Source organism: Arthrobacter sp. MMS24-T111 (assembly GCF_054888995.1).
Genome location: NZ_JBTZRO010000001.1, coordinates 3,108,877 through 3,133,881 on the forward strand (window position 1 = coordinate 3,108,877; position 25,005 = coordinate 3,133,881).

19 protein-coding genes and 2 pseudogenes are annotated in these 25,005 nt (G+C 66.2%); 15 read left to right on the plus strand and 6 right to left on the minus strand.

Annotated features, from left to right (window positions below):
- The first annotated feature begins 267 nt into the window (after positions 1–267).
- Both leuS and ACX5I6_RS14620 read left to right on the plus strand, forming a co-directional pair.
- The gene (gene leuS / locus ACX5I6_RS14615) at positions 268–2,790 is read left to right on the plus strand and encodes a leucine--tRNA ligase (RefSeq protein WP_461840939.1); all 2,523 of its coding nucleotides are present in this window, start codon (positions 268–270) and stop codon (positions 2,788–2,790) included.
- Positions 2,791–2,876: 86 nt separating this feature from the next.
- A complete protein-coding gene (locus ACX5I6_RS14620; protein WP_461840940.1) occupies positions 2,877–3,866 on the plus strand; it encodes a DegV family protein in 990 nt (329 codons plus the stop codon).
- Positions 3,867–3,917: 51 nt separating this feature from the next.
- Here ACX5I6_RS14620 and ACX5I6_RS14625 read toward each other — a convergent pair whose 3' ends face one another.
- The gene (locus tag ACX5I6_RS14625) at positions 3,918–4,109 is read right to left on the minus strand and encodes a hypothetical protein (protein WP_461840941.1); all 192 of its coding nucleotides are present in this window, start codon (positions 4,107–4,109) and stop codon (positions 3,918–3,920) included.
- A 90-nt stretch (positions 4,110–4,199) separates the two neighbouring features.
- Here ACX5I6_RS14625 and ACX5I6_RS14630 point away from each other — a divergent pair, with 90 nt between their 5' ends.
- From ACX5I6_RS14630 to holA, 4 genes are all read left to right on the plus strand, one after another.
- Positions 4,200–4,859, plus strand: coding sequence for a ComEA family DNA-binding protein (locus ACX5I6_RS14630; RefSeq protein ID WP_461840942.1), 660 nt, complete (start codon positions 4,200–4,202; stop codon positions 4,857–4,859).
- A gap of 1 nt (position 4,860) precedes the next feature.
- Entirely contained in the window at positions 4,861–7,011 is a 2,151-nt protein-coding gene (locus ACX5I6_RS14635) for a ComEC/Rec2 family competence protein (protein ID WP_461840943.1), read from the plus strand.
- 281 nt (positions 7,012–7,292) lie between these two features.
- Positions 7,293–9,539: a hypothetical protein gene (locus ACX5I6_RS14640; protein ID WP_461840944.1), complete on the plus strand. Its 2,247-nt coding sequence runs from the start codon at positions 7,293–7,295 to the stop codon at positions 9,537–9,539.
- A 184-nt stretch (positions 9,540–9,723) separates the two neighbouring features.
- Complete coding sequence (gene holA / locus ACX5I6_RS14645; protein WP_461840945.1) at positions 9,724–10,740, plus strand: DNA polymerase III subunit delta; 1,017 nt, start codon at positions 9,724–9,726, stop codon at positions 10,738–10,740.
- A 165-nt stretch (positions 10,741–10,905) separates the two neighbouring features.
- Here the strand turns inward: holA and rpsT are convergent, their stop codons facing one another.
- Positions 10,906–11,166, minus strand: a complete 261-nt coding sequence (gene rpsT / locus ACX5I6_RS14650; RefSeq protein WP_018761400.1) for a 30S ribosomal protein S20 — start codon at positions 11,164–11,166, stop codon at positions 10,906–10,908.
- Positions 11,167–11,335: 169 nt separating this feature from the next.
- A complete protein-coding gene (locus ACX5I6_RS14655) occupies positions 11,336–11,827 on the minus strand; it encodes a type II toxin-antitoxin system PemK/MazF family toxin (RefSeq protein WP_461840946.1) in 492 nt (163 codons plus the stop codon).
- 178 nt (positions 11,828–12,005) lie between these two features.
- Between ACX5I6_RS14655 and lepA the strand changes: the two genes are divergently transcribed.
- The gene (gene lepA / locus ACX5I6_RS14660; protein ID WP_109044560.1) at positions 12,006–13,862 is read left to right on the plus strand and encodes a translation elongation factor 4; all 1,857 of its coding nucleotides are present in this window, start codon (positions 12,006–12,008) and stop codon (positions 13,860–13,862) included.
- A gap of 25 nt (positions 13,863–13,887) precedes the next feature.
- Positions 13,888–15,117, plus strand: a complete 1,230-nt coding sequence (gene hemW / locus ACX5I6_RS14665) for a radical SAM family heme chaperone HemW (RefSeq protein WP_461840947.1) — start codon at positions 13,888–13,890, stop codon at positions 15,115–15,117.
- Positions 15,118–15,281: 164 nt separating this feature from the next.
- Here the strand turns inward: hemW and ACX5I6_RS14670 are convergent, their stop codons facing one another.
- Both ACX5I6_RS14670 and ACX5I6_RS14675 read right to left on the minus strand, forming a co-directional pair.
- Complete coding sequence (locus tag ACX5I6_RS14670; protein WP_018761396.1) at positions 15,282–15,692, minus strand: DUF4870 domain-containing protein; 411 nt, start codon at positions 15,690–15,692, stop codon at positions 15,282–15,284.
- Positions 15,693–15,811: 119 nt separating this feature from the next.
- On the minus strand, positions 15,812–16,663 hold the full coding sequence (locus ACX5I6_RS14675; protein ID WP_461840948.1) for a DUF3097 domain-containing protein: 852 nt from the start codon (positions 16,661–16,663) through the stop codon (positions 15,812–15,814).
- Between the two features lie 173 nt (positions 16,664–16,836).
- Here ACX5I6_RS14675 and hrcA point away from each other — a divergent pair, with 173 nt between their 5' ends.
- The 3 genes and pseudogenes from hrcA to ACX5I6_RS14690 all read left to right on the plus strand — a co-directional run bounded on the left by hrcA (position 16,837) and on the right by ACX5I6_RS14690 (position 19,841).
- Positions 16,837–17,850, plus strand: a complete 1,014-nt coding sequence (gene hrcA, locus ACX5I6_RS14680) for a heat-inducible transcriptional repressor HrcA (RefSeq protein ID WP_461840949.1) — start codon at positions 16,837–16,839, stop codon at positions 17,848–17,850.
- Between the two features lie 84 nt (positions 17,851–17,934).
- Positions 17,935–19,062, plus strand: a pseudogene (dnaJ, locus tag ACX5I6_RS14685) (molecular chaperone DnaJ).
- Positions 19,063–19,064: 2 nt separating this feature from the next.
- Complete coding sequence (locus ACX5I6_RS14690) at positions 19,065–19,841, plus strand: 16S rRNA (uracil(1498)-N(3))-methyltransferase (protein WP_461840950.1); 777 nt, start codon at positions 19,065–19,067, stop codon at positions 19,839–19,841.
- On the opposite strand, the gene ACX5I6_RS14695 is transcribed toward ACX5I6_RS14690, so the two are convergent.
- Complete coding sequence (locus ACX5I6_RS14695) at positions 19,828–20,712, minus strand: GerMN domain-containing protein (RefSeq protein WP_461841727.1); 885 nt, start codon at positions 20,710–20,712, stop codon at positions 19,828–19,830. The genes ACX5I6_RS14690 and ACX5I6_RS14695 overlap by 14 nt on opposite strands.
- A 419-nt stretch (positions 20,713–21,131) precedes the next feature.
- Here ACX5I6_RS14695 and ACX5I6_RS14700 point away from each other — a divergent pair.
- The 4 genes and pseudogenes from ACX5I6_RS14700 to era all read left to right on the plus strand — a co-directional run bounded on the left by ACX5I6_RS14700 (position 21,132) and on the right by era (position 24,962).
- Positions 21,132–22,221 (plus strand): annotated as a pseudogene (locus ACX5I6_RS14700) (PhoH family protein).
- A complete protein-coding gene (gene ybeY / locus ACX5I6_RS14705) occupies positions 22,218–22,691 on the plus strand; it encodes an rRNA maturation RNase YbeY (RefSeq protein ID WP_018761389.1) in 474 nt (157 codons plus the stop codon). The pseudogene ACX5I6_RS14700 and the gene ybeY overlap by 4 nt, the downstream one beginning before the upstream one ends.
- On the plus strand, positions 22,688–24,019 hold the full coding sequence (locus ACX5I6_RS14710; RefSeq protein ID WP_285246132.1) for a hemolysin family protein: 1,332 nt from the start codon (positions 22,688–22,690) through the stop codon (positions 24,017–24,019). Before ybeY ends, ACX5I6_RS14710 begins: the two co-directional genes overlap by 4 nt.
- A complete protein-coding gene (gene era, locus ACX5I6_RS14715; protein ID WP_018761387.1) occupies positions 24,003–24,962 on the plus strand; it encodes a GTPase Era in 960 nt (319 codons plus the stop codon). Before ACX5I6_RS14710 ends, era begins: the two co-directional genes overlap by 17 nt.
- Positions 24,963–25,005: the final 43 nt, after the last annotated feature.

Genomic DNA, 25,005 nt, shown 5'->3' on the forward strand with positions numbered 1-25,005 from the left:
TTTGGGATGATCATGCGCGCTTGGCCCGGGCAATGCAACGAGTCCTGGCTCCGGGGCTGCGGCAGGCGGCGAACCTGTGCGCTAAAGTAGATCCATGCGTGCGATCCTTCTGCTTAGTTAGCCGCCGGCTGTCCCAGACGTGACAGCTGAGCGGCAGCCCCTCCAATGGTGAGGGGCTTTTGTGTGTCCGGGGCATGCGGGCCGTCAGCAGGAGGATCAGGCCGTTATGGCAGCACCGATGCCGTAACAGAACAGAAAAGGGCAGCAGTGGGCGTTCAGCCGGAGACAGAGACCGGAACAACAACAGTATCGGCAGAGCCTGAAGAGGGCACCTACAGTTTCACCGCCATGGAGGCCAAATGGCCCCAGGTGTGGGAGGACCTCAAGGTCTTCACCCCGGTGGACGACGGGTCCAGGAAACGCCGCTACGTGCTTGACATGTTCCCGTACCCCTCGGGCGACCTGCACATGGGACACGCCGAAGCGTTTGCCATGGGCGATGTCGTGGCCCGCTACCTCCGCCAAAAAGGCTATGACGTCCTGCATCCGATCGGGTGGGACTCCTTCGGCCTGCCCGCGGAAAACGCCGCCATCAAGCGCAACGCCCACCCCAGTGAGTGGACGTACGCCAACATCGACACCCAGGCAGCCTCGTTCAAGCGGTACGCGATCTCCGCCGACTGGTCGCGCCGCCTGCACACGTCCGACCCCGAGTATTACCGCTGGACGCAGTGGCTGTTCAAGCGCTTCTACGAGCGCGGCCTGGCCTACCGTAAAAACTCGCCGGTAAACTGGTGCCCGAAGGACCAGACCGTGCTGGCCAACGAACAGGTGGTCAACGGTGCCTGTGAGCGCTGCGGCACCACGGTCACCAAGAAGTCCTTGAACCAGTGGTACTTCAAGATCACCGATTACGCCGACCGGCTGCTGGACGACATGGACGAGCTCCGCGGGCACTGGCCCGAGCGCGTGCTGGCCATGCAGAAGAACTGGATCGGCCGGTCCGAGGGCGCCCACGTCACCTTCGTGGTAGAGGCCGACGGCGGCAAGCCCGCCAAGGACGTCACCGTCTTCACCACCCGCCCGGACACCCTGTACGGGGCAACCTTCTTCGTGGTGGCCGCTGACGCGCCGCTCGCCGTCGAACTCGTCACGGACGAACACGCCGCCGCCCTGGACGACTACCGGGAGAAGGTCAAGGCCCTCTCGGAAATCGAACGGCAGTCAACGGAACGGGAAAAAACCGGTGTCTTCACCGGACGGTACGCCATCAACCCGCTGAACGGGGAGAAACTCCCGGTGTGGGCCGCCGACTACGTGCTGGCCGACTACGGCACCGGCGCGATCATGGCCGTGCCCGCACACGACCAGCGCGACCTGGACTTCGCCAAGACCTTTGACCTGCCTGTCCGGGCGGTGCTGGACACCGGCGAGGAGGATCCGGCCGTGTCCGGCACGGCGACTGCCGGCGAGGGCACCCTGATCAATTCCGGGGCCCTGGACGGGCTGCCCAAGGCCGAGGCCATCCCGGCCGCGATCAAGATCCTCGAAGAGCAGGGCACCGGCGAGAAGTTCGTCAATTTCCGGCTCCGCGACTGGCTGCTGAGCCGCCAGCGCTTCTGGGGCACGCCGATTCCCATCATCCACTGCCCGTCCTGCGGGGAAGTGCCCGTACCGGACGAGCAGCTGCCGGTGACGCTGCCGTCCGACCTCCGCGGCGAGGACCTGTCCCCGAAGGGCACGTCACCGCTGGCGGCCGCCGAAGCGTGGGTCAATGTCGAGTGCCCGTCCTGCCACGGCCCGGCCAAGCGTGACACGGACACCATGGACACCTTCGTGGACTCGTCCTGGTACTTCCTGCGCTTCGTCTCGCCTCAGTTCACCGAGGGCCCGTTCGACCCGCAGAAGATCAACGACTGGATGCCTGTTGGCCAGTACGTCGGAGGCGTGGAGCACGCCATCCTGCACCTGCTGTACGCCCGGTTCTTCACCAAGGTCATCCACGACCTGGGCATGCTCGACGCCGACGAGCCGTTCAGTGCCCTCCTCAACCAGGGGCAGGTGCTCAACGGCGGCAAGGCCATGAGCAAATCCCTGGGCAACGGCGTGGACCTCGGTGAACAGCTGGACAAGTACGGTGTGGACGCCGTCCGCCTGACCATGGTGTTCGCCTCCCCGCCCGAGGACGACGTGGACTGGGCAGACGTGTCGCCGTCGGGTTCGGCCAAGTTCCTGGCCCGCGCCTGGCGCCTCGCACAGGATGTTGCCAGCGACCCCGGCGTGGACGCCGCAGCAGGTGACCGCGCCCTGCGTTCGGTAACGCACCGCACCATCGCCGACGCCGCCGAACTGCTCGATGCCAACAAGTTCAACGTGGTGGTGGCCAAGCTGATGGAACTGGTCAACGCCACCCGCAAGACCATTGATTCCGGGGCCGGCGCCGCGGACCCGGCCGTCCGCGAGGCCGCCGAGGCTGTGGCCGTAATCCTCAGCCTGTTCGCACCGTACACGGCCGAGGACATGTGGAACCTGCTGGGCCACCCGGCATCGGTGGCCAATGCAGGCTGGCCGGCACACGATCCAGCCCTCCTGGTCCAGGACACGGTCACCGCCGTTGTCCAGGTGCAGGGTAAGGTGCGCGACCGGCTGGAGGTGTCCCCGGACGTTTCCGAGGACCAGTTGCGTGAGCTTGCCCTGGCCTCCGAAAATGTCCAGCGTGCCCTCGACGGCCGCGGCATCCGGACTGTTATTGTCCGTGCGCCTAAGCTGGTCAACATCGTTCCGGCCTGACCGCTGCACCCGCAGTATCCACCGGCCGTCGGAGATCTTCCGGCGGCCGGTGCCGGCTGAACCGGACACCGTATCCAGGAGGCCCCTTGCCTGACAGTAACGCCGCCGCCTGGCCATGGGTACGGTCCCGGCTCTCGGCGCTCAGGCCCTCTGCCCGTCCCGGGACCGCGCGTCCGGGGTCCGGCGCCGCGGTCCGCACCGCCGTCGTCACAGACTCCGCCGCCGCACTGCCGGCCGGCTATCTGGCAGGGCTCCCGCACGACGGAATCCTCACTGTGGTGCCGATGCCCGTCATGGTGGGCGCGGAGATTTACGGCGAAGGCGAAGACGACATCCTGGAAACCATCGCCGTGGCCCTCGCCTCGGGAACCGCCGTCAAAACATCCCGGCCATCACCCGGGCAGTTCGAGCAGGCGTACCGTGCAGCCCAACAGCGCGGATTCGAGGCCGTGGTGTCAGTCCACATCTCCGGTGAACTCTCCGGTACGGCGGACGCGGCAAGGCTCGCTGCGGCACGGGTGGGAATCCCGGTCGAGGTGGTGGACACGGAAACTGTAGGCATGGCCCAAGGCATGGCCGTCCAGGCTGCAGTGGCAGCAGCGGCAACCGGTGCAGGCTGCCAGGACGTCGCTGCGGCCGCCCACGCACAGGCAACCCGGACCAGGGTCTACTTCTACGTTCCCAGCCTGGAACAGCTGCGCCGCGGCGGCCGTATCGGCGCCGCAGCGTCGCTGGTGGGCACCATGCTCGCCATCAAACCCATCCTGGCGGTCGACGGCGGCCGGATCGTTCCGCTGGAACGGGTACGTTCCGCCGCGCGCGCCGTGGCCCGGCTGGAGGAAATCGTTGCGGCCGAAGCGGTACCCCGCCCTGGTGAAACGGTGCGCCTGGCCGTCCACCACTTTGGAAACCAGGCGGAAGCGGACGGCCTGGCCGCCAGGCTGGCGGCGGCTTTGCCCGACTGCCCTCCTGCCCAGATCAGTTCCCTCCCCGCGGTCCTTGCGGCCCACGCCGGGCTCGGAGTGCTTGCCGTCATTGTTGGCAGGGGAACCGGCAGCGGCAGCCTTTCCACATAGGAGCTTTGCTGTATGCCAGTACGTGGCCAGGCTTCCTAGGCTGGAGCCATGTCACGCCGGAATGCTGGAGCAGCAGGTCAGCAGGCGCGGCATGCGAGGGACCGGCTCCAGTCCACGCTGGGTGCGGCACGGCCGGGCCTCCTGGCGGAAGGGCCGGGCCAGGAAGATTTCGAGTACCGGGGCACGGCAGAACAGGGCGGCGCCGGTATGGAATCCGGAGGCACGCAGTCCGGAAATGCGCATCCCGGCAATTCGCAAACAGGTAGTTCGCAAGCCGGCAGTAAGGCCCGGGACGTCAGCGCTCCGCGCCTTCGGTGGCGGTTCGGATTGCGCGTGGCCGTGCTGTTGGCCGCCGCGGCGCTGGCTGCGGGAGCCTGGTTCTGGTGGCAGGCCGCAGCGGCGGCCCCTGATGTCCTTCCGCTGGGCGGGACCGGCACCGAAGCCGTCCGAACGTCGGAGGCCACGGCAGCGGGTGCTGCCGGGGACGGCCGGCCGGCGCCGGAGGACTCGGGCCGGGCATTTCCGTCCGGCGGCCTGGTAGTGGTGCATGTAGCAGGAGCAGTCGGCGCACCCGGGGTGGTCCGCCTCCCGCAGGGCAGCCGCGTCGATGACGCCATCGCGGCTGCGGGCGGTCCGGCAGCCGGCGCCGCCGTGGACCGGCTCAACCTCGCCCTGGTGCTGGAGGACGGACAGAAGATTTACGTCCCCACCCCCGGAGAGTCCCTGCCGGCGGCCTCCGGGACCGGAACTGTGGACAGCCAGGAGCCCGGCACCACGCCTCCCGGGTCTACACAGGCCGGCGGGAAGATCAACCTCAACACGGCCAGCGTGGCTGAACTGGACACCCTGCCGAAGGTGGGCCCTGTCCTCGCCCAGCGGATCGTGGACTGGCGCAAGGATCACGGCCCCTTCAAGAGCGTTGAGGAACTGGACGCCGTGGACGGTGTGGGGCCCAAGATGCTGGAGTCCCTGCTGCCCTTGGTGACGGTCTGACATGGGAGCACAGGACGGCGGCACCCTGCCCGCGGCCCCCGGGAAACACGGCGCGGTTGCCCCGGGCGGCAACCCGCCACGAAGCCGCTGGAGCCGGTTCGTGGAATCTGCCGTCAGGGGAGAGGCGGAACAACAGCCAGGGCGGATTGCCGGCCAGGCCCCGGTGCGGACCGGGGACCCCTCACCCAGCGTTGTTCCCGGCGTGCACCCGCGGGCTGCCCGGCAGCGCTTTTGGAGGTGGTGTACGGAGTACGTGCGCACGCGTGCCGCGGCTGCAGCCGGTGCGCCGGCGGTCACCGGAGCCGGCACTGTGGTTTCCCGGCGCCGCACTGATCTCCGGCTGGTCCTCCCCGCGTGCCTTGTCTGGGGCGGCGCGGTAGCCGGGATCTGGTTGCCGCCGGTGCTGCTGGCTTTGCTGTGCGCCGGACTTGCTGCCGCGGCGGCCGTGGTCATCAGCCGGGCCGCCGGCCTTGGCCGTGGCGGGCGTGCCGTCGGCCACGCCCCTTCCACTGCACGTTCCGAACCACGGAGACGGAGTTTCAGGGCGGCGGCAGGCGCCTCCCTGATGCTGGCTGCCGCAGCCGCGGCACACTCCGCGGCTGGTTCAACGCAGCGCTTCGACGGACCCGTTGCGGAGGCCGCCGCAGCTGGCGATTCCGTTGTTGCCGTCGCAGAGGTCACCGGCAGTCCCCGCCCGGTGAGCGGACACGGGGGAGCGGGGGAACGGTGGTCGGTTCCCATCACCACCCTTGAGGTGTCAACAAACGGAGTCCGCCTGCGCACGCGGGTCCCGCTGGTGGTCATGGGCGGCCGGGAGTGGGGTTCGGTGGTGCCGGGACAGACACTGCGCGCCGCAGGAAAACTCCGTCCCGCCGATCCCGGACGGACTGAAGCCGGAAGCCTCGCGGCAGCCACGGCTCCCCGCCCGGCCACAGAGGGGCCAGCCCTGCAGGGCGGGGCCAAGGAATTGAGGACACGGTTTGTCTCGGCCGCCTCATTCCTGGAGCCGGACGCCCGGGGCCTCCTGCCGGGAATGGTCACCGGCGATACAAGCGCGTTGGACCAAGGACTCGGCAACGCCATGAAGGCGGTGGGCATGACCCACCTGACAGCGGTCAGCGGGGCTAACTGCAGCCTGGTGCTCGGGGCCTTGCTGCTGGTGTGCCGTCTGTTCCGCCTGCCCAGGGTTCCTGCGGCTGCCGTGGCCTTGGGCGGCCTGGCACTGTTCGTGGTGCTGGTGGGGCCGGATCCCAGTGTCCTGCGCGCGGCTCTGATGGGGGCGATCGGCATCGCCTCCCTGGCCGGCGGACGATCGGGACGGGGACTGAGCTTCCTCTGCCTGGCCGTCATGGGACTGATGCTGGCCGACCCCGCCCTCGGAACCAGTTTCGGGTTCCTCCTATCGGTCCTCGCCACACTGGGAATCATTCTCCTGGGCCGGCCCATCATGGCCTGGATGCCGGCAGTGGTACCCCGGTGGGTTGCCGCGTCCATCGCCGTGCCGCTGTCCGCCCAGCTGCTCTGCGGACCCGTCATCGTCCTCCTGCAGCCTCAGTTCGCCACCTATGCCTTGCTGGCCAACGTCGCAGCTTCACCCCTGGTGGCGCCGGTAACCCTGCTGGGGACCGCGGCCGTGCCCCTGGTGGCCGTGCTGCCCTGGGCAGCCACGGCACTGATAGCCATAGCGGGGGTCTTCAGTTCAGGCGTGGCCGCAACGGCCCGGTATACGGCTGGCCTGCCGGGGGCAGCCATGCCCTGGCCGGAAGGAGTGCCGGGCCTGCTTTCCATGGTGCTGCTGTCGGCCCTTACCTTCGCCGTGGTCTGGGCGGCTACCCGGCCACGGCACCTCCTCCGTCGGATCCAGGAGGCGCACAGGCTGGCCGAAGCGTTGATCCAACTGCTCGAAAGCCCGGATTCATCGCCTCCGCCACGTGCAGAGCTTGAAGCGCTGGCGCGGCGGCCCCGGCTGCGGCGGCAAATGCAACGGAAGCAATTCATAAGTTGGGCTTCGCAAAAAGTTCAACAAGTATTCAGGCGATGGCCTGAAAGCGTGGGTGCCAAAGAAATCCACAGGACGCAGAGGTTAACCGCGCAACAATATTCAGGCTGTGGCACGATTGAGAAGCACAAGAACAATTGGGGGAATTTGTGACTGAACAGCAGTATCCGCAGGCCGGGTCATCCGGGCAGACCACTGAGGCACCTGGCTGGCCGCCTGTCGGCAATGCAGGAAACGCCGGCCATTCCGGGTCGGGCGCGGCCCCGGGCTCCAGTCTCCTGAAGACTTTCGACTATAAAATTTTGATTCCCGGGGCCCTGGTCGGCGCCATTTCGTATGTGGTGATTCTCATCACCGCCTTTCTTTTCCTAATTCTGGCACTGATCGGTATTAGCGCCAGCAACGGTGGCAATACCGAATTACCGTCGAATTCCATGCTTCCCAGCGAAATCCCGATGCCGTCACCGTGGTCCCTGATAGGACAGCTGGCCGTGCAGCTGGTCGTCATGAGCCAGCTTGGCGCGCTCGGTTCGAGCATCGACGCAACCATTCCGTTCATGGGGAACGTGCACGGATCCGCTTCCGTCTTCGCGGTTCCCTTGCTGCTGACGGCCGTCTCGATCGCAGTGCTGTACTTCGGCGGCCGGTTCGCCGCCAAGCGGGCCGCAGCCCAAACAACCGCCGGAACTTGGATCGAGGCGGTAACAACGGGCCTGGTGTTCGCTCTGCTGGTCAATATCGTCGGGGCGATCTTCGCCATTTCCATACCGGTGCCGAGCGTGAAGATCAGCCCGATCGGCGCTGTGACCCCCGGGTCCTTCGTATTTGCGCTCGTGATCGGAACGCTCGCCACTTTCGCAGGGCGGGCATCAGTGCGCCCGCGCGCCATTACAGGCGCCGGTATCCGTGCGGCGGTCCGCCGGGCGTTTGAGACTGTCGCGGTGCATTACGTCGTTTTTCTTGCCATCGCCATCCCGGTGGTTGTGATTGTCCTGGGCATCAAGTCCGGGTGGCAGTCCACCCTCTCCTCGCCGCTGTGGGCACCCACGGCAGGCTTCTTCATGTTCGGCCTGGGCCACCTGGGTCCTCTCACCCGCAACTGGAACTTGGGCTCCTCAGTGGCCTCATCGGCGAATTCCTCCGCTTCCGACATCAGCTTCGGCTTCGGGCACGCCTTGGACCAGTACGGCATCCCTGGCTGGGCCGGATGGTTGCTGCTTCTCCTGGCGCTGATCTCAATCGTGGCGACCTCGGTCTTCTGGTACCTGCGCCGGGGGCCCGTGGTGACCAACAAGGTCACTGACTGGGCAGCGCTCCCTGCTGCATTCCTCGTTGTCGGGGCGCTGGTCACGTGGCTGAGCAGCGTGACCGGCACCTTTGACGCCGGGTCACTGGCGTCCGGTGCCGGCAGCATGACGCTGGCATGGTTTACCCCGTTCTTTCTGATGCTCTGGGGCGGCGCTACAGAAGCATCAGCGCGCTATCTCGCGCCCCAGCTGAGCCGGTACGTTCCCCTGGCCCTGGCCTACAAGATTGCTCCATCCGAATCGGCAGCAGCTGCACCGGCTGGCACGGCCCCTGCACCGGGTGCCGGGGCCCCAGTTGGCCATGCAGCCCCCGGAGCCCATCCTGCGCTGGCGCCCCGGGAGCCGATGTCCGCCCGCACGAAGCGCAAGCTTGGACTCATGCTGGGCTCCGCCGGTTTGGTGGTCGCACTGGTGGTCGGGGGAGTCATCGCACTCAACGTCATCAAGGGCAACAACGGTCCTGATAAGGCCGTGGGCAGCTACCTACTGGCACTTCAGAACGGCGAGGCTTCCAAGGCGATGGCACTGGCCGATCCCGGCGTGGCCAACGACCAACGGGTCCTGCTGTCCGATCAGGTCTACGCCAAGGCTGCCAAGCGCATCGACGGCTTCGACATTGTGTCCACGAAGGTCGCCGATGACACGGCTACGGTGGTGGCTGAGGTACACCAGGACGGCCGTAAGAAGCAGGAGACGTACAGCCTTCGCAAGTCGAATCCTGAACTCCTGGACGATCACTGGAAGATGGAGTCCACACCTCTTCAGAGCGTCCGCATCACGTCGGACACGCCGCTGAAGAAGATCCTAATCAACGGTCAAGAGCTCGACGTCGACCTAGCCGGCAGCTCTATGGGCTCATCCGGCCTCAGCTACCCTGCTTTGCCGGGCGAATACACCGTTGAACTGCCCTCCTCGGAAAAATTTCTGGCCGCTCAGAAGTCCACGGCGCTGGTCACCATCGGGGGCGCCCAGGCACCCGCGACCGCCAGCCTCAAAGTGGACGCCTCTGACGTCCTGAAGTCCGAAGCCATGGCACAGATCGACGCCTATCTTGCCGAGTGTGTGAAGTCCACCGAGGCCCAGCCGGCCAATTGCCCGCTCGACAACTACAGTTCCTCGCGCTACTCCCGGAACTTCCACTGGACACTCACGTCGAAACCCACGTTCACCATAAGCAAGGACCCATATGGGTCTACCCCGTGGCGTATTCGTACACAGACTCCAGGGAAAGCGACAGTCAGCTACGAGAGGGATAACTCATACGGTTTCGGAACAGCCGAGTGGAAGCCTGCCACAGACACAACGTCGGTTTCCATGAGTGCCAACGTCTCTATTGAGGACGGCAAGGTAAAGCTGACCTACAGCAGGTATTAAGGGAAGAACGCGACCTGCCGAGCCGTTCGTAGCGGTGTAGGCCAGTCACACCATCGGCCTGTCCGGGGTTCCGGGGAGGGCCGCTGGTCGTCTCCGCCCGCCGCCTCAGCACCGGCAGCTTGGAGCCCGGGCTCGGACATGGCAGGCTGGGATACTGCACTAAAACCTCCGGAAGGGACCTTCGATGGCCGCTGCGCAAAAGCGTGAAACCCGCTCTCCGGCGTCGAACGCTGCCTCCTGGCGGGATGTGGCACCGGCGCAGATCGTCTTGGTCACCGGGCCGGAGGAATACCTTGGCATCCGGGCCATGGACAGGGTCCGGTCGCAAGTCCGGACGGCGGCGCCGGACGTCGAACTCAGCCGCATCAACGCCGCCGGTTATGAGCCTGGGGCCCTGACCATGCAGGTCAGCCCCTCGCTGTTCGGCGAGAGCAAACTCATTGAAGTCGAATCTGTGGAGGCCATGAACGAGGCCTTCCTCGCCGATGCGCTGGACTATGTCCAGCATCCCGAGCCGGATGCCGTCGTCGTGCTTCGACATGCCGGCGGCGCCCGCGGTAAAAAGCTGCTCGACGCCGTCAAGAAGGGCGGCTGGCCCGTCGTTGACTGCCAGCCCTTGAAGAAGGACGCTGACAAAATCTCTTTCGTCGCCGCGGAATTCAAGGCGGCAGGACGCCGGATCAACCAGGACGCCGTCCAGGCCCTGGTGAACGCCGTGGGTGCAGACCTGTCCGAACTCGCTGCCGCCTGCAGCCAGCTGATCGCTGACGCCACCACTACCGTCACGACCGAGACTGTGGACCGCTACTATGGCGGGCGCATCGAAGCCACCGCCTTCAAAGTGGCGGACGCCGCCATGGCGGGAAACGCGCCGCTGGCGCTGTCCACCCTGCGCCACGCCCTCGCCACGGGCGCGGATCCGGTACCCCTGGTTGCCGCCCTCGCCGCAAAGCTGCGGACGGTGGCGCGGGTGGCCGGCGCATCAGGATCGTCCGCGCAGATTGCGGCGGAACTGGGAATGCAGCCCTGGCTGGTGGAACAGGCCCAGCGGGACGTCCGCCGCTGGACGCCCGAAGGCCTGGTGCGCTCCATCCAGGCCACGGCAGAGGCTGATGCCCAAGTGAAGGGCCTGTCACGGGACCCGGTCTACGCCGTCGAACATGCCGTGACGGTGATCGCCATGTCGGTCCAGGGCAGGTAACGCCGGCATACGCGACTGCCGGCGTAGCGCCTGGGCATCCTGCTGCCGGTGTGCAGGGTTGGCTGGGTACCACTGTGCCCGCTGCCTGGCAGGCCGCCGCTTAAACGCATGTGGCCGGCACCTTGCGGTACCGGCCACACCATCAGTTCGCGGGAACTGGAAACCTTAGAGTGCGTTGACCTTCTTGGAGATCGCCGACTTGCGGTTCGCTGCGTTGTTCTTGTGCAGAACACCCTTGCTGACAGCCTTGTCCAGCTTACGGCTGGCAGAAACGAGCGCAGTAGTAGCAGCTTCCTTGTCAGCGGACTCAACGGCGGTGTTGACGGCGCGGATGGCCGTCTTCAGCTCAGACTTGACTGCGTTGTTGCGCAGGCGTGCCTTCTCGTTGGTCAGGATGCGCTTCTTCTGGGACTTGATATTCGCCACGTGTGAACTCTCTTTGTAATGCGGAAATGGTCTAGAGGGCTTTCCGGCTGGCCTTGACTGAGCGGCGTGGGGATACCTATGGCGGCCAACCATCAGTGACCGTCGACCTGCACGGACACACAGCTATAAAGAGTAGCAGGTCAGGGCCGGGGCTGGCCATTTCCGGCGCCTATGTCCAACCGTGCCGCCGGCGCAGCCCGGAGGCGACTTTCTCGAAACGCGCCTTGTCCAGGACGGCGCCCTCCCGCCGAACGCTGTCCGGCCTGATCTGCAGGACCCGGTCCAGCCGGACCTCGCTGGCCCTGCCCTGCTTGTCCCAGGCGCCGGAGCCAAGGTCCACGTAGAGGTCGGAAGCCGTACCCGGCGCCACCCTGTCCCTGCTGGTCATCATCAGGCCCAGGAGATATGGCCCGTGCCGTCCCACCAGCAGCACGGGCCGGTCCTTACCCCTGCTGTGGTCCTCCTCGTATGGGACCCAGGTCCACACCACCTCACCGGGGTCCGGATCGCCGTCGGCACTGGGTGCGTACCGCACGGCGGCCCGCCCGGTGAAGTCACCCGGATAAACGGACGTGGGCGCACCCCCGGCGGGGCGTCCCAGCCGCAGCATGCGCAGGCCGCGGCGGACGGCGTCAGCCACGGAGCGGAGGTCGATAGCCATGCTGAAACCCTATCGCCATGGGCGGCCGGCGGAGTGCCCCCGCCGTGGCGCGGCAGGATGCGGTGCCGCGGCCCGGGACGTGGGACACTGGGAGTTCAAGATGTGCGGCCACACCGCCCGGCACCTTCGGGGTTGCCTGCCGGTTGGCTGCGAACAATGCCAACAGTAAGGACCCTGCGTGTCTCCCATGGCCCGCACCGCACCGGTGCCCGCCGCGACAGATCCGGCCATTATTCGGAACTTTTGCATCATCGCGCACATTGACCACGGCAAGTCCACGCTGGCTGACCGGATGCTGCAGTCCACCGGGGTTGTCCAGGCGCGCGACATGAAGGCCCAGTACCTGGACCGCATGGACATCGAGCGTGAGCGCGGCATCACCATCAAGTCCCAGGCCGTGCGGATGCCATGGGAAGTGGACGGCGTCAGCTACGCGCTGAACATGATCGACACGCCCGGCCACGTCGACTTCACCTACGAAGTTTCCAGGTCGCTGGCCGCCTGTGAGGGTGCGATCCTCCTGGTGGACGCAGCGCAGGGTATCGAGGCGCAGACACTGGCAAACCTGTACCTTGCCATGGAGAACAACCTCACCATCATCCCGGTGCTGAACAAGATCGACCTTCCGGCAGCGCAGCCGGAGAAATACGCAGCCGAACTGGCCAACCTCATCGGCGGCGATCCGGAGGACGTCCTGCGCGTGTCCGGCAAGACCGGCGTCGGTGTCGAGGCACTCCTGGACAAGATTGTCCGCGACCTCCCCGCCCCGACGGGCGACCCGGATGCACCCGCCCGTGCCATGATCTTCGACTCTGTCTATGACACCTATCGTGGCGTGGTCACCTACGTCCGCGTCGTGGACGGCATGCTGCACCCCCGTGAGCGCATCCAGATGATGTCCACGAGGGCATCGCACGAGCTGCTGGAAATCGGTGTCAGCTCGCCGGAACCCACGCCGTCAAAGGGCTTGGGCGTCGGGGAAGTGGGTTACCTCATCACCGGCGTTAAGGACGTGCGCCAGTCCAAGGTGGGCGACACTGTCACCAACCTGGCGAAGCCGGCGGCCACGTCACTGCCCGGCTACGCGGACGCCAAGCCCATGGTGTTCTCCGGCCTGTATCCGCTTGACGGCGCCGACTATCCGGTCCTCCGCGACGCCCTCGAAAAACTCATGCTCAACGACGCCGCCCTGGTGTACGAGCCGGAAACCTCCGCAGCCCTTGGCTTCGGTTTCCGTGTCGGTTTCCTGGGCCTGCTCCACCTTGAGATCACCCGTGAACGCCTGGAACGCGAATACAACCTGGCACTCATCTCCACCGCACCGAACGTTGAGTACGAGGTCACCCTGGAGGACAAGAAGGTGGTCCAGGTGACCAACCCCAGCGAGTACCCCACAGGCAAGGTCGCGGAGGTGCGCGAACCCATGGTGTCCGCCACCATCCTGGCGCCCAACGAATTCGTCGGCGCCATCATGGAACTCTGCCAGGCCCGCCGCGGCGTCCTGGGCGGGATGGACTACCTGTCCGAGGACCGGGTGGAGATCAGGTACCGCCTCCCGCTGGCCGAGATCGTGTTCGACTTCTTTGACATTCTGAAGTCCAAGACCCGCGGCTACGGGTCCTTGGACTGGAAGGCCGACGGCGACCAGGCAGCCGACCTGGTCAAGGTCGACATCATGCTGCAGGGCGAACAGGTGGACGCGTTCAGTGCCATCACGCACAAGGACAAGGCCTACGCCTACGGCGTGATGATGACCGGCAAGCTGCGCGAACTCATCCCGCGGCAGCAGTTCGAGGTGCCCATCCAGGCGGCCATCGGCTCCAGGATCATCGCCCGTGAAAGCATCCGCGCCATCCGCAAGGACGTCCTGGCCAAGTGCTACGGCGGCGACATCTCCCGTAAGCGGAAGCTGCTGGAGAAGCAAAAAGAAGGCAAGAAGCGCATGAAGATGGTGGGCACGGTGGAAGTTCCGCAGGAAGCGTTCATCGCGGCCCTCACCACGGACGATTCAAAGGACAAGGCCAAGAAGAAGTGACCACCGCGCACCGGGGGACCCGCTGATGCCCAGCGTTCTTCCCCTTGGCGACCCGGCGCCGTCGGACGGTCTGCTGCCTGCGCAGGCAGCAGAGGGTGCGGCGGCCCGGGCCTTCGGCTTGTACGTCCACATCCCTTTCTGTGCCGTGCGCTGCGGGTACTGCGACTTCAACACGTATACGGCAACGGAACTCGGCGGCGGCGCTTCCCAGGATGCTTACGCGGGCACGGCCGTCTCGGAAGTGGGGCTGGCCGCGGAGGTACTGCAGCGTTCCGGCGTCCCGGCACGCAAGCTCAGCACCGTTTTCTTCGGCGGCGGCACGCCTACGCTCCTGCCGGCCGATGACCTCGCCATGATCCTTCGTTCCGCCATCGACCAGTGGGGAATGGAGGAGGGCGCGGAAGTCACCACCGAGGCCAATCCCGACTCGGTCACGCCCGAATCCCTCGCGATCCTCAAGGGAGCCGGTTTCACCCGGGTGTCGTTCGGCATGCAATCCGCCGTCCCGCACGTATTGAAGGTCCTGGACCGCACCCACACCCCGAGCCGGGTTCCGCAGGTGGTCCGGTGGGCCCGGGAGGCGGGACTTGCCGTCAGCCTGGACCTGATTTACGGCACGCCCGGTGAATCCCTGGCCGACTGGCGGTATTCCCTTGAAACGGCCTTGTCGTACGAGCCCGACCACATCAGCGCCTATGCGCTGATCGTCGAGGAGGGCACCAAGCTCGCCGCACAGATGCGGCGCGGCGAGGTCCCGGGAATCGACGACGACGACCACGCCGACAAGTACGAGCTCGCCGACCAGCTGTTCACCGAAGCCGGGCTGGGCTGGTACGAGGTCAGTAACTGGGCCCGGACCCCGGAGCAGGCCTGCCGGCACAACCTGGCCTACTGGCGGGGCGACGACTGGTGGGGGATAGGGCCCGGCGCCCACTCACACGTGGGCGGCGTGCGGTGGTGGAACGTCAAGCACCCTGTGGCCTACGCCAACCGGCTCTCGCAGGGCCTGTCGCCGGCTGCGGGCCGGGAAACCCTCGATTCGGACACCAGGAGACTGGAGCGGGTGATGCTGGAGGCGCGGCTGCAGTCAGGGCTCGAGGTCTCGACGCTCAGCACTTTGGGCCGCCATGAGGTGGCGGGCTTGATCGCGGACGAACTGGTGGAACCGGCCGCGGCGTTCCACGGACGGCTGGTCCTCACCCTGAAGGGCCGGCTCCTGGCGGACGCCGTGGTCCGCAGGATCCTGCCCGACTAACCGCAACACGGCCCCGGCTTGAGCTTGCGATGGCTGGAATACGCTGGGTGGGCCCACAGCGGCGAGGGCCCCGGCTTGAGCTTGCGAAGGCTGGATTACGCTGGGTGGGCCGACAGCGGCGAGGGCCCCGGCTTGAGCTTGCGAGGGCTGGATTACGCTGGGGACTATTTGATCCAGCGCAGGTTGTACGGGTAGCGGTGCGGCTGGCCCCGGTTGACGTGGATCCCTGCGGCCACCGAGAAGCAGGTCAGCGCAACCCAGATCAGCGTGGCGATGACGGCGAAGATGTTGCCTACGTAGGGAATGAACACCAGGATGTTGGCCAGGACCGCGGCGATGGTGGGCGGCAGGCTGAAGTTCAGCGCTTCCTTCGACTCCTGTGCTGTGAACGGTCCGCGGTCCCGGAAGATCAGGTAGATCAGCAGGGACGGAATGCACCCCAGGATCCCGCCGAAGTGGGCCAGTGTGGCCCACTGGCGGTCTTCGCTGGCCGTGAGCGGCAGCGCGTTGGCGGGGACGCCATGGTACTCGGAACGGCCTTGGCCATCCCTGTGATCACGTGCGTTTTCTGCCACAGTCTGTTTTCCTTCGGGGGTGCAAGTGGTGCTGACGACTACTAAGGACTCGGTGCAACGCTGCCAAAATCAAGGCGTCGCAGTATCCAGAATACTGGGTCGCGGGGCGGAACCGGCTTTCAGGGCACGGTGAGGAAATCGATCACTTCCTCAACCCGTCCCAGCAGCGATGGTTCCAGGTCGGCGTACGTGCGGACGGCGCCGATGAGTTTTTGCCATCCCAGGCCAATATCTTCCTTGGTGGAGTGCGGCCAGCCAAAGGCCTTCAGGATGCCGGTCTTCCAGTCCTGCCCGCGGGGAATTGCCGGCCATTGCTGGATGCCCAGGACGGCGGGGCGGATGGCCTGCCATACGTCCACGTAGGGGTGGCCGACGATCAGGACATTTCCGGCGGCGCCAGGGGAGGCCATCACGGCGTCGGCGATGCGCGACTCCTTGGAATCGGGCACCAGGTGGTCCACGAGGACCCCAAGCCGGCGCCCAGGTCCCGGCCTGAAGTCCGCCACGGCGGCCGTGAGGTCGTCGATTCCGTGCAGGGGCTCGACGACGATGCCTTCCACCCGCAGGTCGTCTCCCCACACCTTCTCCACCAGTTCGGCGTCGTGTTTGCCTTCCACCCAGATCCGGCTGGCCTTTGCCACCTGGGCCCGCTGTCCGGCAACCCGGACCGACCCGGACGCCGTCCGCCCTGCGGCGGGACCGGCGGCCGCGCGGGCGGGCGCCGGCGGCATCAGGCGGATCGGCTGCCCCTCCAGGAGGAACCCGAACCCCAGCCGGAAAGACCGCGACTTTCCGCGCCGGTCCTCGAGGGCCACCACGTGCATTCCGCCCGACTTCTCCACCCGGGTGACAGCTCCAACCCAGCCCGACTGGACTTCCTCGAGCACCATGCCGCGCTCCACGGGAACTTCCGGCAGTTCGGTCCGGCTAGGGGCGGAAATCCCGCGGGGGCCCCAGTTCTGGTAGTCCATGGATTCGATCCGCCTCGCGCTAGGTCCTCACCCCCGGAGTTTCGCCCGGAGCGGTACCAATGCTAACAACGGGCCGAGGCATAATAGACTGTTAGCACTGAGGCATGTCGAGTGCTAACCCCTGGGCGGCACCGGACGGGGCACGCGCCCCGGACCGTGGATGGAGGTGGAGAGTGAGCGAGCCACGCAAACTGGAAGTGCTGCGGGCGATCGTGGAGGATTACGTCCACTCCCGCGAGCCCGTCGGCTCAAAGGCTCTGGTGGAGCGTCATCATCTCGGTGTTTCCAGCGCCACGATCCGCAATGACATGGCGGCGCTGGAGGACGAGGGCCTGATCACCGCGCCGCACACCAGCGCAGGACGGATACCCACGGACAAGGGCTACCGCCTTTTCGTGGACCAAATCTCGGCGGTCAAGCCCTTGTCGGCGGCAGAGCGGCGGGCCATCCAATCACTCCTCGAAGGCGCGGACGACCTCGACGACGTCCTGGACCGCACGGTCCGCCTCCTGTCCCAGCTGACCAACCAGGTGGCAGTGGTCCAGTACCCGCACTTGAGCAGGGCCCTGGTCCGCCACATTGAATTCGTGCTGCTGGCGCCGCGCAAAGTACTGGTGGTGCTGATTGCCAACAGCGGCAAAGTTGAGCAGCGTGTGATCGACGTCGGCCAGGACCTCGGCGACGAGGCGCTGGCGGAGTTGCGGACCCGGTTCCTCGGGGCCTTGGGCGGCACGTCGCTGAGCCGCCTCGCCCAGGCCTTGCCCGCCGTCGTCGCCGCCGCACCGCACCCTCAGCGCCAGGCCGCGCACGCACTGGCACTTGGGCTGGAGGTCCTGGCCCAGAGCAGCCGGGAAGACCGGATGGTCATGGCCGGAACGGCCAACCTGGCCCGGTCCAACGTAGACTTTCCACTCAGCATCGGCCCGGTGCTCGAAGCACTCGAGGAGCAGGTGGTGATGCTGAGGCTGCTGAGCGAAATGGCGCAGGACCACCGCGGCGTGGCCGTCAGTATCGGACGCGAGAACCCTTACGACGGCCTCGCAGAGGCGTCCGTGGTGGCCACAGGCTATGGCCCTGACAGCGCCGCGAAGGTAGGGATCCTCGGCCCCACACGGATGGACTATCCCACCACCATGGCCACCGTCAGGGCCGTGGCCCGCTACCTTTCCAGGATTTTGGGGCCCTGATCCTTCGTTACCGGACCACGTCCGGCATCAGGACCGGACACCGGACCCAACTGCACGCAGTACAACAAGGAAGAGATACGAACTTTGAGCAGCCACTATGACGTCCTTGGAGTCTCCCCGAAGCTACGGGCGAAGAGATCAAAAAGGCCTACCGCAAACTGGCCCGTACCCTTCACCCCGACGTAAACCCCGGGGACGACGCGTCGGAACGCTTCAAGGCAGTCACTCACGCCTACGAGGTCCTCTCCGACCCCCAGAAGCGCCGCATCTATGACACCACCGGCAACGAGAACGGAACAGACAACGGCTTCGGCGGCGCGGGGTACGCGGGCCAGGGATTCGCATTCCAGGACATCTTCGACACCTTCTTCGGTGCCGGCGGCACGTCCGGACCGGCTTCCCGGGTGCGCAGGGGCCAGGACGCGCTCATCAGCGTCCGGATCGACCTCCGCGACGCCGTCTTTGGCGTCAACAAGAAGCTCGAAGTGGACACCGCCGTCGTCTGCCCCACCTGCGACGGATCGTGCTGCCGCCCCGGCACGCACCCCGAGCGCTGCGATATCTGCGGCGGCAGCGGCCAGGTCCAGCGGGCAGTCCGCTCCATCCTTGGCCAGGTCATGACGGCGGCCCCCTGCGGCACCTGCGAAGGCTTCGGCACGGTCATCAAGGATCCCTGCAACGAATGCAGCGGCCAGGGCCGCATCCGCAGCCGCCGCTCACTGACCATCAAGGTCCCTGCCGGCGTTGCCACCGGAACCCGCATCCAGCTTCTCCGGGCAGGGCGAAGCCGGCCCCGCCGGTGGCCCCGCCGGCGACCTCTACGTGGAGATCCGGGTCAACAACGACGCCACCTATGTCCGCGAAGGCGATGACCTTCACGCCACCTTGCACATCCCCATGACAGCGGCTGCCCTCGGCACGGACGTCAGCCTGGAAACCTTCGACGGCAGCCAGGAGATCGACGTCAAGCCCGGCACGCAGTCCGGCGAGGTCATTACCCTTCGCGGGCTGGGCGTCACCCACCTGAGGGGCTACGGGCGCGGAGACCTGAAGGTCCACCTCCAGGTGGACACTCCCGCCAAACTCGACGCCGCGCAAGAGGACCTGCTGCGCCAGCTCGCCAAGCTCCGCGGGGAACAGATTACTGAGGGTAAGCTCGCCGCCAGCGGCGGAATGTTCGCCAAGCTCCGGGACCGGCTCGGTAACCTGTAGCGGTGAGCAACCCCGTATTCTTCGCCAGCCCCGGCTCGCTGGACGGCCTGGCGCCCGGCCAGGTCTTTGTCCTGGAGGGCCCCGAAGCCCGGCATGCAGTCACCGTAAAGCGCTTGTCGCCCGGGGAGGCCGTGGACATAGTGGACGGCGCCGGCGCCCGCATGACCGGCAAGGTGGCGTCGGCATCGTCCACCGCACTGGAAGTGGAGTGCGGGACCGTGGTGGCCGAACACAGGCCCGAGGTCCGGCTGGTGCTGGCGCAAGCACTGGCCAAGGGCGACAGGGACGAACTGGCCATTGAGACGGCCACGGAACTGGGCATCGACGCCGTCATACCCTGGCAGTCGGAACGGTCCATCGTCCGCTGGAAGGGGGACCGGGCCGCCAAGGCCCACGCCAAGTGGCAGTCGGCCGTTGCCGCTGCCGCCAAGCAGGCCCGCCGCGCCTGGATTCCGGAGGTCCGGGACGCCGTCGAAACGTCCGGGCTCTGCAACGCCGTGGCGGCCGCGGACCTGGCCGTTATCCTGCACGAAGACGCCGTCAGGCCCCTGCGAACCGTCCTTGAAGGATGGCGGGGGAGCGCGGGCACCGGGCCCCGCGAGATTCTGCTGATTGTTGGCCCCGAAGGCGGCATCAGTCCCCGCGAGGTGACCAAGCTCTGTGACAACGGCGCGGTGACGGCCCTGCTGGGGCACCATGTCCTGCGGTCCTCCACTGCGGGCCCGGCCGCCGTCGTGCTGGCCAGCGACATCCTGGGACGCTGGGCTACCGCACCTTAAAGGACCGGGTGTCCTCGTTCCGGTCCGGCTCTCCACCGGATCCGGCCTGCGCCACGTGGAGTTCATAATCACCGGCCGGCAGGTTAAGGGCCAGTGTGAACGCCCCTGCCTGGCCCTGTTCCGCGGCCGCCGTCGTTTCGCCGGTCAGGAAAGGCGTCTTGCCGCCGCCGTTGTCCGCCACCTGCAGGATTTGCCAGTGGAGCTTGGCTCCCGGCGACGTGCTGCGCCCGGTGATCTTCACGCTGCCTGCCGGGACTTCGGTATTCTCCTGCGGATCGATGATCCAGACCGGCGCCACCAGGCCGGCGGCACGAGTCATCAGGGCGCCCAACTGGACCTTGCCGAAAGCGACGTAGTCCGTGTGCCCGTCCACGAGGATCCGGACCCGGACCTGCTGGCTGGTGTCGATCAGCCCCGAACTGGCGGCCGCCGCGGTGGCCGTATAAATCAGTTGCTGGATGGCGCGGGCAGCCATGTCGGCGTCGAGGTTGCTGTTGAACGCGTCAGCCGAAACGTCCACGGTGATGACGTCTTTGCCTGAAATCGAGGTCGCCAGTTTGTCCGGATTTTGCCATGGCGTGAAGAAATCAGGATCGAGCGGCTTCTCCGACATCATGGCCCGCAACGCGCGCGTCACCGGGTTGTCCTGCTCCGGGACGTCGCGGAATTCGCGGTACAGGAAGATGTTGCCGCCGCTGCGGCCGATCCAGTACACGGGCGCCTTGTTGGAGGATTGGGTGGTCTCCAGCGGAGCGCTGGTGGACGGTGCATCCGGCATGGTCCCGCCGGACGCCGGGACCGAGGCGAGCGTGCCGGTCGGCGATGGGCCGCCCTCTGCGGTGCAGCCTGCCAGTATGGGAACAAGCACCAGGACGCCTGCCAGGACCGCCGGGCGCAAGGGGCCCTTCGTTCGGCCTGCCCTTTTGGGCACAGAGGTATCCGGCACTGTCCTGCCCTTGTCCTTTCGTGGCGTGGCGGGCCGATCCCCTGGCGGCCTGGAAGTCCCAGCAGTTGCTGGATTTCCAGCATTACACAGCGGTAAGGCCCAGCAGCGGTTCTGTGGCCGTCACGCCCCAACTGCAACGGGAACGATATGAGGCCGATATGAAGTTGATATCAAACGGCCGCACCGCAGGACGTTCAGCAGCCGGCCCGTACCCGTAGCCGCCTGCTGCTGGCGTAAGATGAAGGGATCGCTGGGCAAGGAGCACCGTGCAACGGGCGCCCCTTCCGGCACGGAAAATTGGATTGAAGAACTTCGAGGGGACCACAGGCCTGCGGGCCAGCACCATGACTGAATCAGCAAATGGTAAGCGCCGGCTCAACACAGGCGACGGCAGCCCGGGGGAGTTTCCCCACTCACTGCCGGGCACGAGGACCGAAGTTGTCCTGTTTGAGAACTCGGACCAGATGGTTCAATCACTTGGCAGCCACGATGAGGCGTTGCGGTTCATCGAAGTCCAGTTCCCGGATGTCAACTTCCACGTGCGCGGCAACGAGCTTCTCCATCAGCGGACCGGCCAGCGACGTCCCCCGTATCATGCGGCTCCTCCAGGAGGTCCGTGGCCTCGTGGCCCGCGGCACGGTGATCACCCCGGCCGTGCTGCAGCAGTTGGTGGCGCTCCTGCGCACCCAGTCACTGCAGAACCCCGTGGACGTCCTGACCCATGACATCCTCTCCAGCCGCGGCAGGACCATCCGGCCCAAAACGCTGAACCAGAAAAACTACGTCGACGCGATCGACGCCAACACGGTGATCTTCGGGATCGGCCCCGCGGGCACCGGCAAGACCTACCTGGCCATGGCCAAAGCCGTCCAGGCCCTGCAGCAAAAAGAGGTCAGCCGCATCATCCTCACCCGCCCTGCCGTGGAGGCAGGGGAGCGCCTTGGGTTCCTGCCCGGAACGCTGAGCGACAAGATCGATCCATACCTCCGGCCGCTTTACGATGCGTTGCACGACATGATGGACCCCGAGTCCATCCCGCGGTTGATGGCCGCCGGGACCATCGAGGTGGCACCCCTGGCCTACATGCGCGGCCGGACACTCAACGACGCCTTCATCATCCTTGACGAGGCACAGAACACCACGCCGGAACAGATGAAGATGTTCCTGACCCGTCTCGGGTTCGGCTCCAAGATGGTGGTCACCGGAGACGTCACCCAGGTGGACCTGCCGTTTGGTACGCGCTCGGGTCTGCGGATCGTGGAGGAAATCCTGCAGGGCATCGAGGACGTGAACTTCTCCGTCCTTGACGCCGCGGACGTCGTCCGTCACCGGTTGGTGGGGGACATCGTCAACGCCTACAGCATCTGGGACGAAGCCCAGCGGAACCGCGTCAAGCACTCAGTCAACCGGGAAAAGCGGGGGGAACACGCGTGAGCATCGAGGTGAACAACGAGTCCGGCGTCCACGTCGAAGAAGCTGAACTCGTTGCATTGTCGCGGTACATCTTTGAACAGCTCTACATCCATCCCCAAGCCGAGCTGTCCATCCTCCTGGTGGACGAACCGGCCATGGAAAAGCTGCATATTGAACTGATGGACGAACCCGGCGCCACGGATGTGCTCTCGGTCCCCATGGACGAACTCACACCCGGAACCCCGGGGCGGCCCACCCCCCAAGGCATGCTGGGCGATATCGCGATCTGCCCGCAGGTGGCGAAGGTCCAGGCCAAGAACGCCGGCCACTCGCTCCAGGACGAAATGCTGCTCCTGACCACCCACGGAATCCTCCACCTGCTGGGCTACGACCATGCGGAACCGGAGGAGAAGGCGGAGATGTTCGGCCTGCAGCGCGAACTCCTGACCGGATTCACCGGCAAAGAAGCACCCGCCGAGACGACCCAGTGACGCAACTGCTCCTCGTCGCGGTGGCACTGGTATTCCTTGCCGTCGCGGCCCTGCTGACAGCGGCCGAAGCCGCCTTCAGTTTCCTTCCCAGGCACGACGCGGAAGCGGCACTGCACAAAAGCCGCGGCACGGCCATGCGGCGTATCCTCGCGGAGCCGGTGGCGCATACGCGGGCGCTCCGGTTCTGGCGTGTCTGGTTCGAGATGGCTTCGGCCGTGGCAGTGGCCGTCCTGGTGGCCAGCCTCCTGGACAACGTCTGGCTGGCAGGCCTCGTGGCCACCGGAATCATGGCCGTTCTCGGGTTCGTGATCGTAGGTGTCTCACCCCGACAGCTCGGGAGGCTGCACTCCACCACCGTGGTGCGGTTCACTGCCCCGATGGTCCGTTTCCTCACCAGTGTGCTGGGCCCCATTCCCGGCTGGCTCGTGGCCTTGGGCAGTTCCGCGGCCCCAGGAGCCCCGGGCGGGGATGACGCATTCTTCAGTGAGCAGGAATTCCGTGAGTTGTTGGACCGGGCCAGTGAATCGGACATGATCGAGGACACCGAGGCGGAGATGATCCAATCGGTCTTCGACTTCGGCGACACCCTGGTCAGGGCCGTGATGGTGCCGCGGACCGACATCGTCAGCATCGACGCCGGTTCCAGCCTTCACCAGGCGATGTCACTGTTCCTCCGGTCCGGATATTCACGGATCCCGGTGATCAGCGAAAACACCGACCACATCCTGGGGATCATCTACCTCAAGGACGTCGCAGCGGTCATCCACCAGCTGGAAGCCGGTGAGGAGCCACCTGTAGTGGAGGCGTTGGCCAGGGAAGTGCGCTACGTGCCCGAGTCCAAACCCGTCAGTGACCTCCTGCGCGAATTGCAGAAGGAATCCACCCACGTGGCAATCGTTATTGACGAGTACGGCGGTACCGCAGGCCTGGTCACGCTGGAGGACCTGATCGAGGAAATCGTGGGCGAGATCGTGGACGAATACGACACCGAGAGCGCCGAAGCTGTGGCGCTGGGTGACGGCTCCTACCGGGTCAGCGCCAGGATGGGCATCGACGATCTCGGCGAACTTTTCGACCTGGAGCTCGACGACGACGAGGTGGACACCGTCGGTGGCTTGCTGGCCAAGGCGCTTGGCCGGGTCCCGATCGTGGGCAGCAGCGTGGAAGTACAGGGAGTGTCCCTTCGCGCTGAGCGGCTGGAAGGCAGACGCAACAGGGTCAGCCACATCATTGCGGCGCCCGTACCAAGAGTAGAGACTGACTTTGAAGGCCTCCTGGAAGAGGCCGAATCAACCCAGCAGGGAGTTCCACGTGAGCAAGAAAAATAAGGACGCGGCGCCGGACGATTTCGGCGGCTTCCGCGCAGGGTTTTCGATCCTCGTCGGCAGGCCGAACGCCGGCAAGTCCACCCTGACCAACGCGCTGGTGGGCAAGAAGGTGGCCATCACCTCGGCCAAACCGCAGACCACCCGGCACACCATCAGGGGCATCGTCCACCGTGAAGACGCCCAGCTGATCCTGGTGGACACCCCTGGACTGCACCGGCCACGCACCCTGCTGGGCAAGCGCCTCAACGACCTCGTCGCCGACACCCTGTCCGAAGTTGATGCCATCGGATTCTGCCTGCCCGCCAACGAGAAGATCGGCCCCGGTGACAAGTTCATCGCCACGCAGCTTGCCGCCGTCGGGCGCAAACCGGTCATCGCCATCGTCACCAAAGCTGACCTGGTGGACAAGCAGGCTCTGACCGAGCAGCTCCTCGCCGTGGCGGCCCTGGGTCGCGAGGTGATGGGGGAGGACGGCTGGAAGGACATCGTGCCCGTCTCAGCCGCGGACGGTTTCCAGGTGGAGACCGTGGCCGACGTTCTGATCAGCCACATGCCGCCGTCGCCTCCGCTGTACCCGGACGGCGAGCTCACGGACGAGCCCGAGGCCGTGATGGTGGCCGAACTCATCCGCGAGGCGGCGCTGGAAGGCGTCCGGGATGAGCTTCCCCACTCCCTGGCTGTCGTCGTCGAAGAGATTGTTCCCCGGGAAGACCGTCCCGATGACAACCCGCTGCTGGACGTCCGGGTCAACCTCTACGTGGAACGGCCCTCGCAGAAGGCCATCATTATCGGCAAGGGCGGCAGCCGGTTGCGTGAAGTGGGCACCAATGCCCGCAAGGGCATCGAAGCGCTCCTCGGAACCCGCATCTACCTCGACCTCCACGTCAAGGTAGCCAAGGACTGGCAGCGCGACCCGAAGCAGCTGGTCAAACTGGGTTTCTGACCAACCGACAGGGTGCCAAGGCGTCCCGCCACATCTCCAGACC

Bases quoted from the DNA above. Each gene is read 5' to 3' on its own strand.
- ACX5I6_RS14625 (WP_461840941.1), bottom strand. From the start codon at position 4,109: ATGCGCATTTCCGGACTGCGTGCCTCCGGATTCCATACCGGCGCCGCC.
- ACX5I6_RS14635 (WP_461840943.1), top strand. From the start codon at position 4,861: ATGGGAGCACAGGACGGCGGCACCCTGCCCGCGGCCCCCGGGAAACAC.
- ACX5I6_RS14640 (WP_461840944.1), top strand. From the start codon at position 7,293: ATGCTTCCCAGCGAAATCCCGATGCCGTCACCGTGGTCCCTGATAGGA.
- holA (WP_461840945.1), top strand. From the start codon at position 9,724: ATGGCCGCTGCGCAAAAGCGTGAAACCCGCTCTCCGGCGTCGAACGCT.
- ACX5I6_RS14655 (WP_461840946.1), bottom strand. From the start codon at position 11,827: ATGGCTATCGACCTCCGCTCCGTGGCTGACGCCGTCCGCCGCGGCCTG.
- hemW (WP_461840947.1), top strand. From the start codon at position 13,888: ATGCCCAGCGTTCTTCCCCTTGGCGACCCGGCGCCGTCGGACGGTCTG.
- ACX5I6_RS14675 (WP_461840948.1), bottom strand. From the start codon at position 16,663: ATGGACTACCAGAACTGGGGCCCCCGCGGGATTTCCGCCCCTAGCCGG.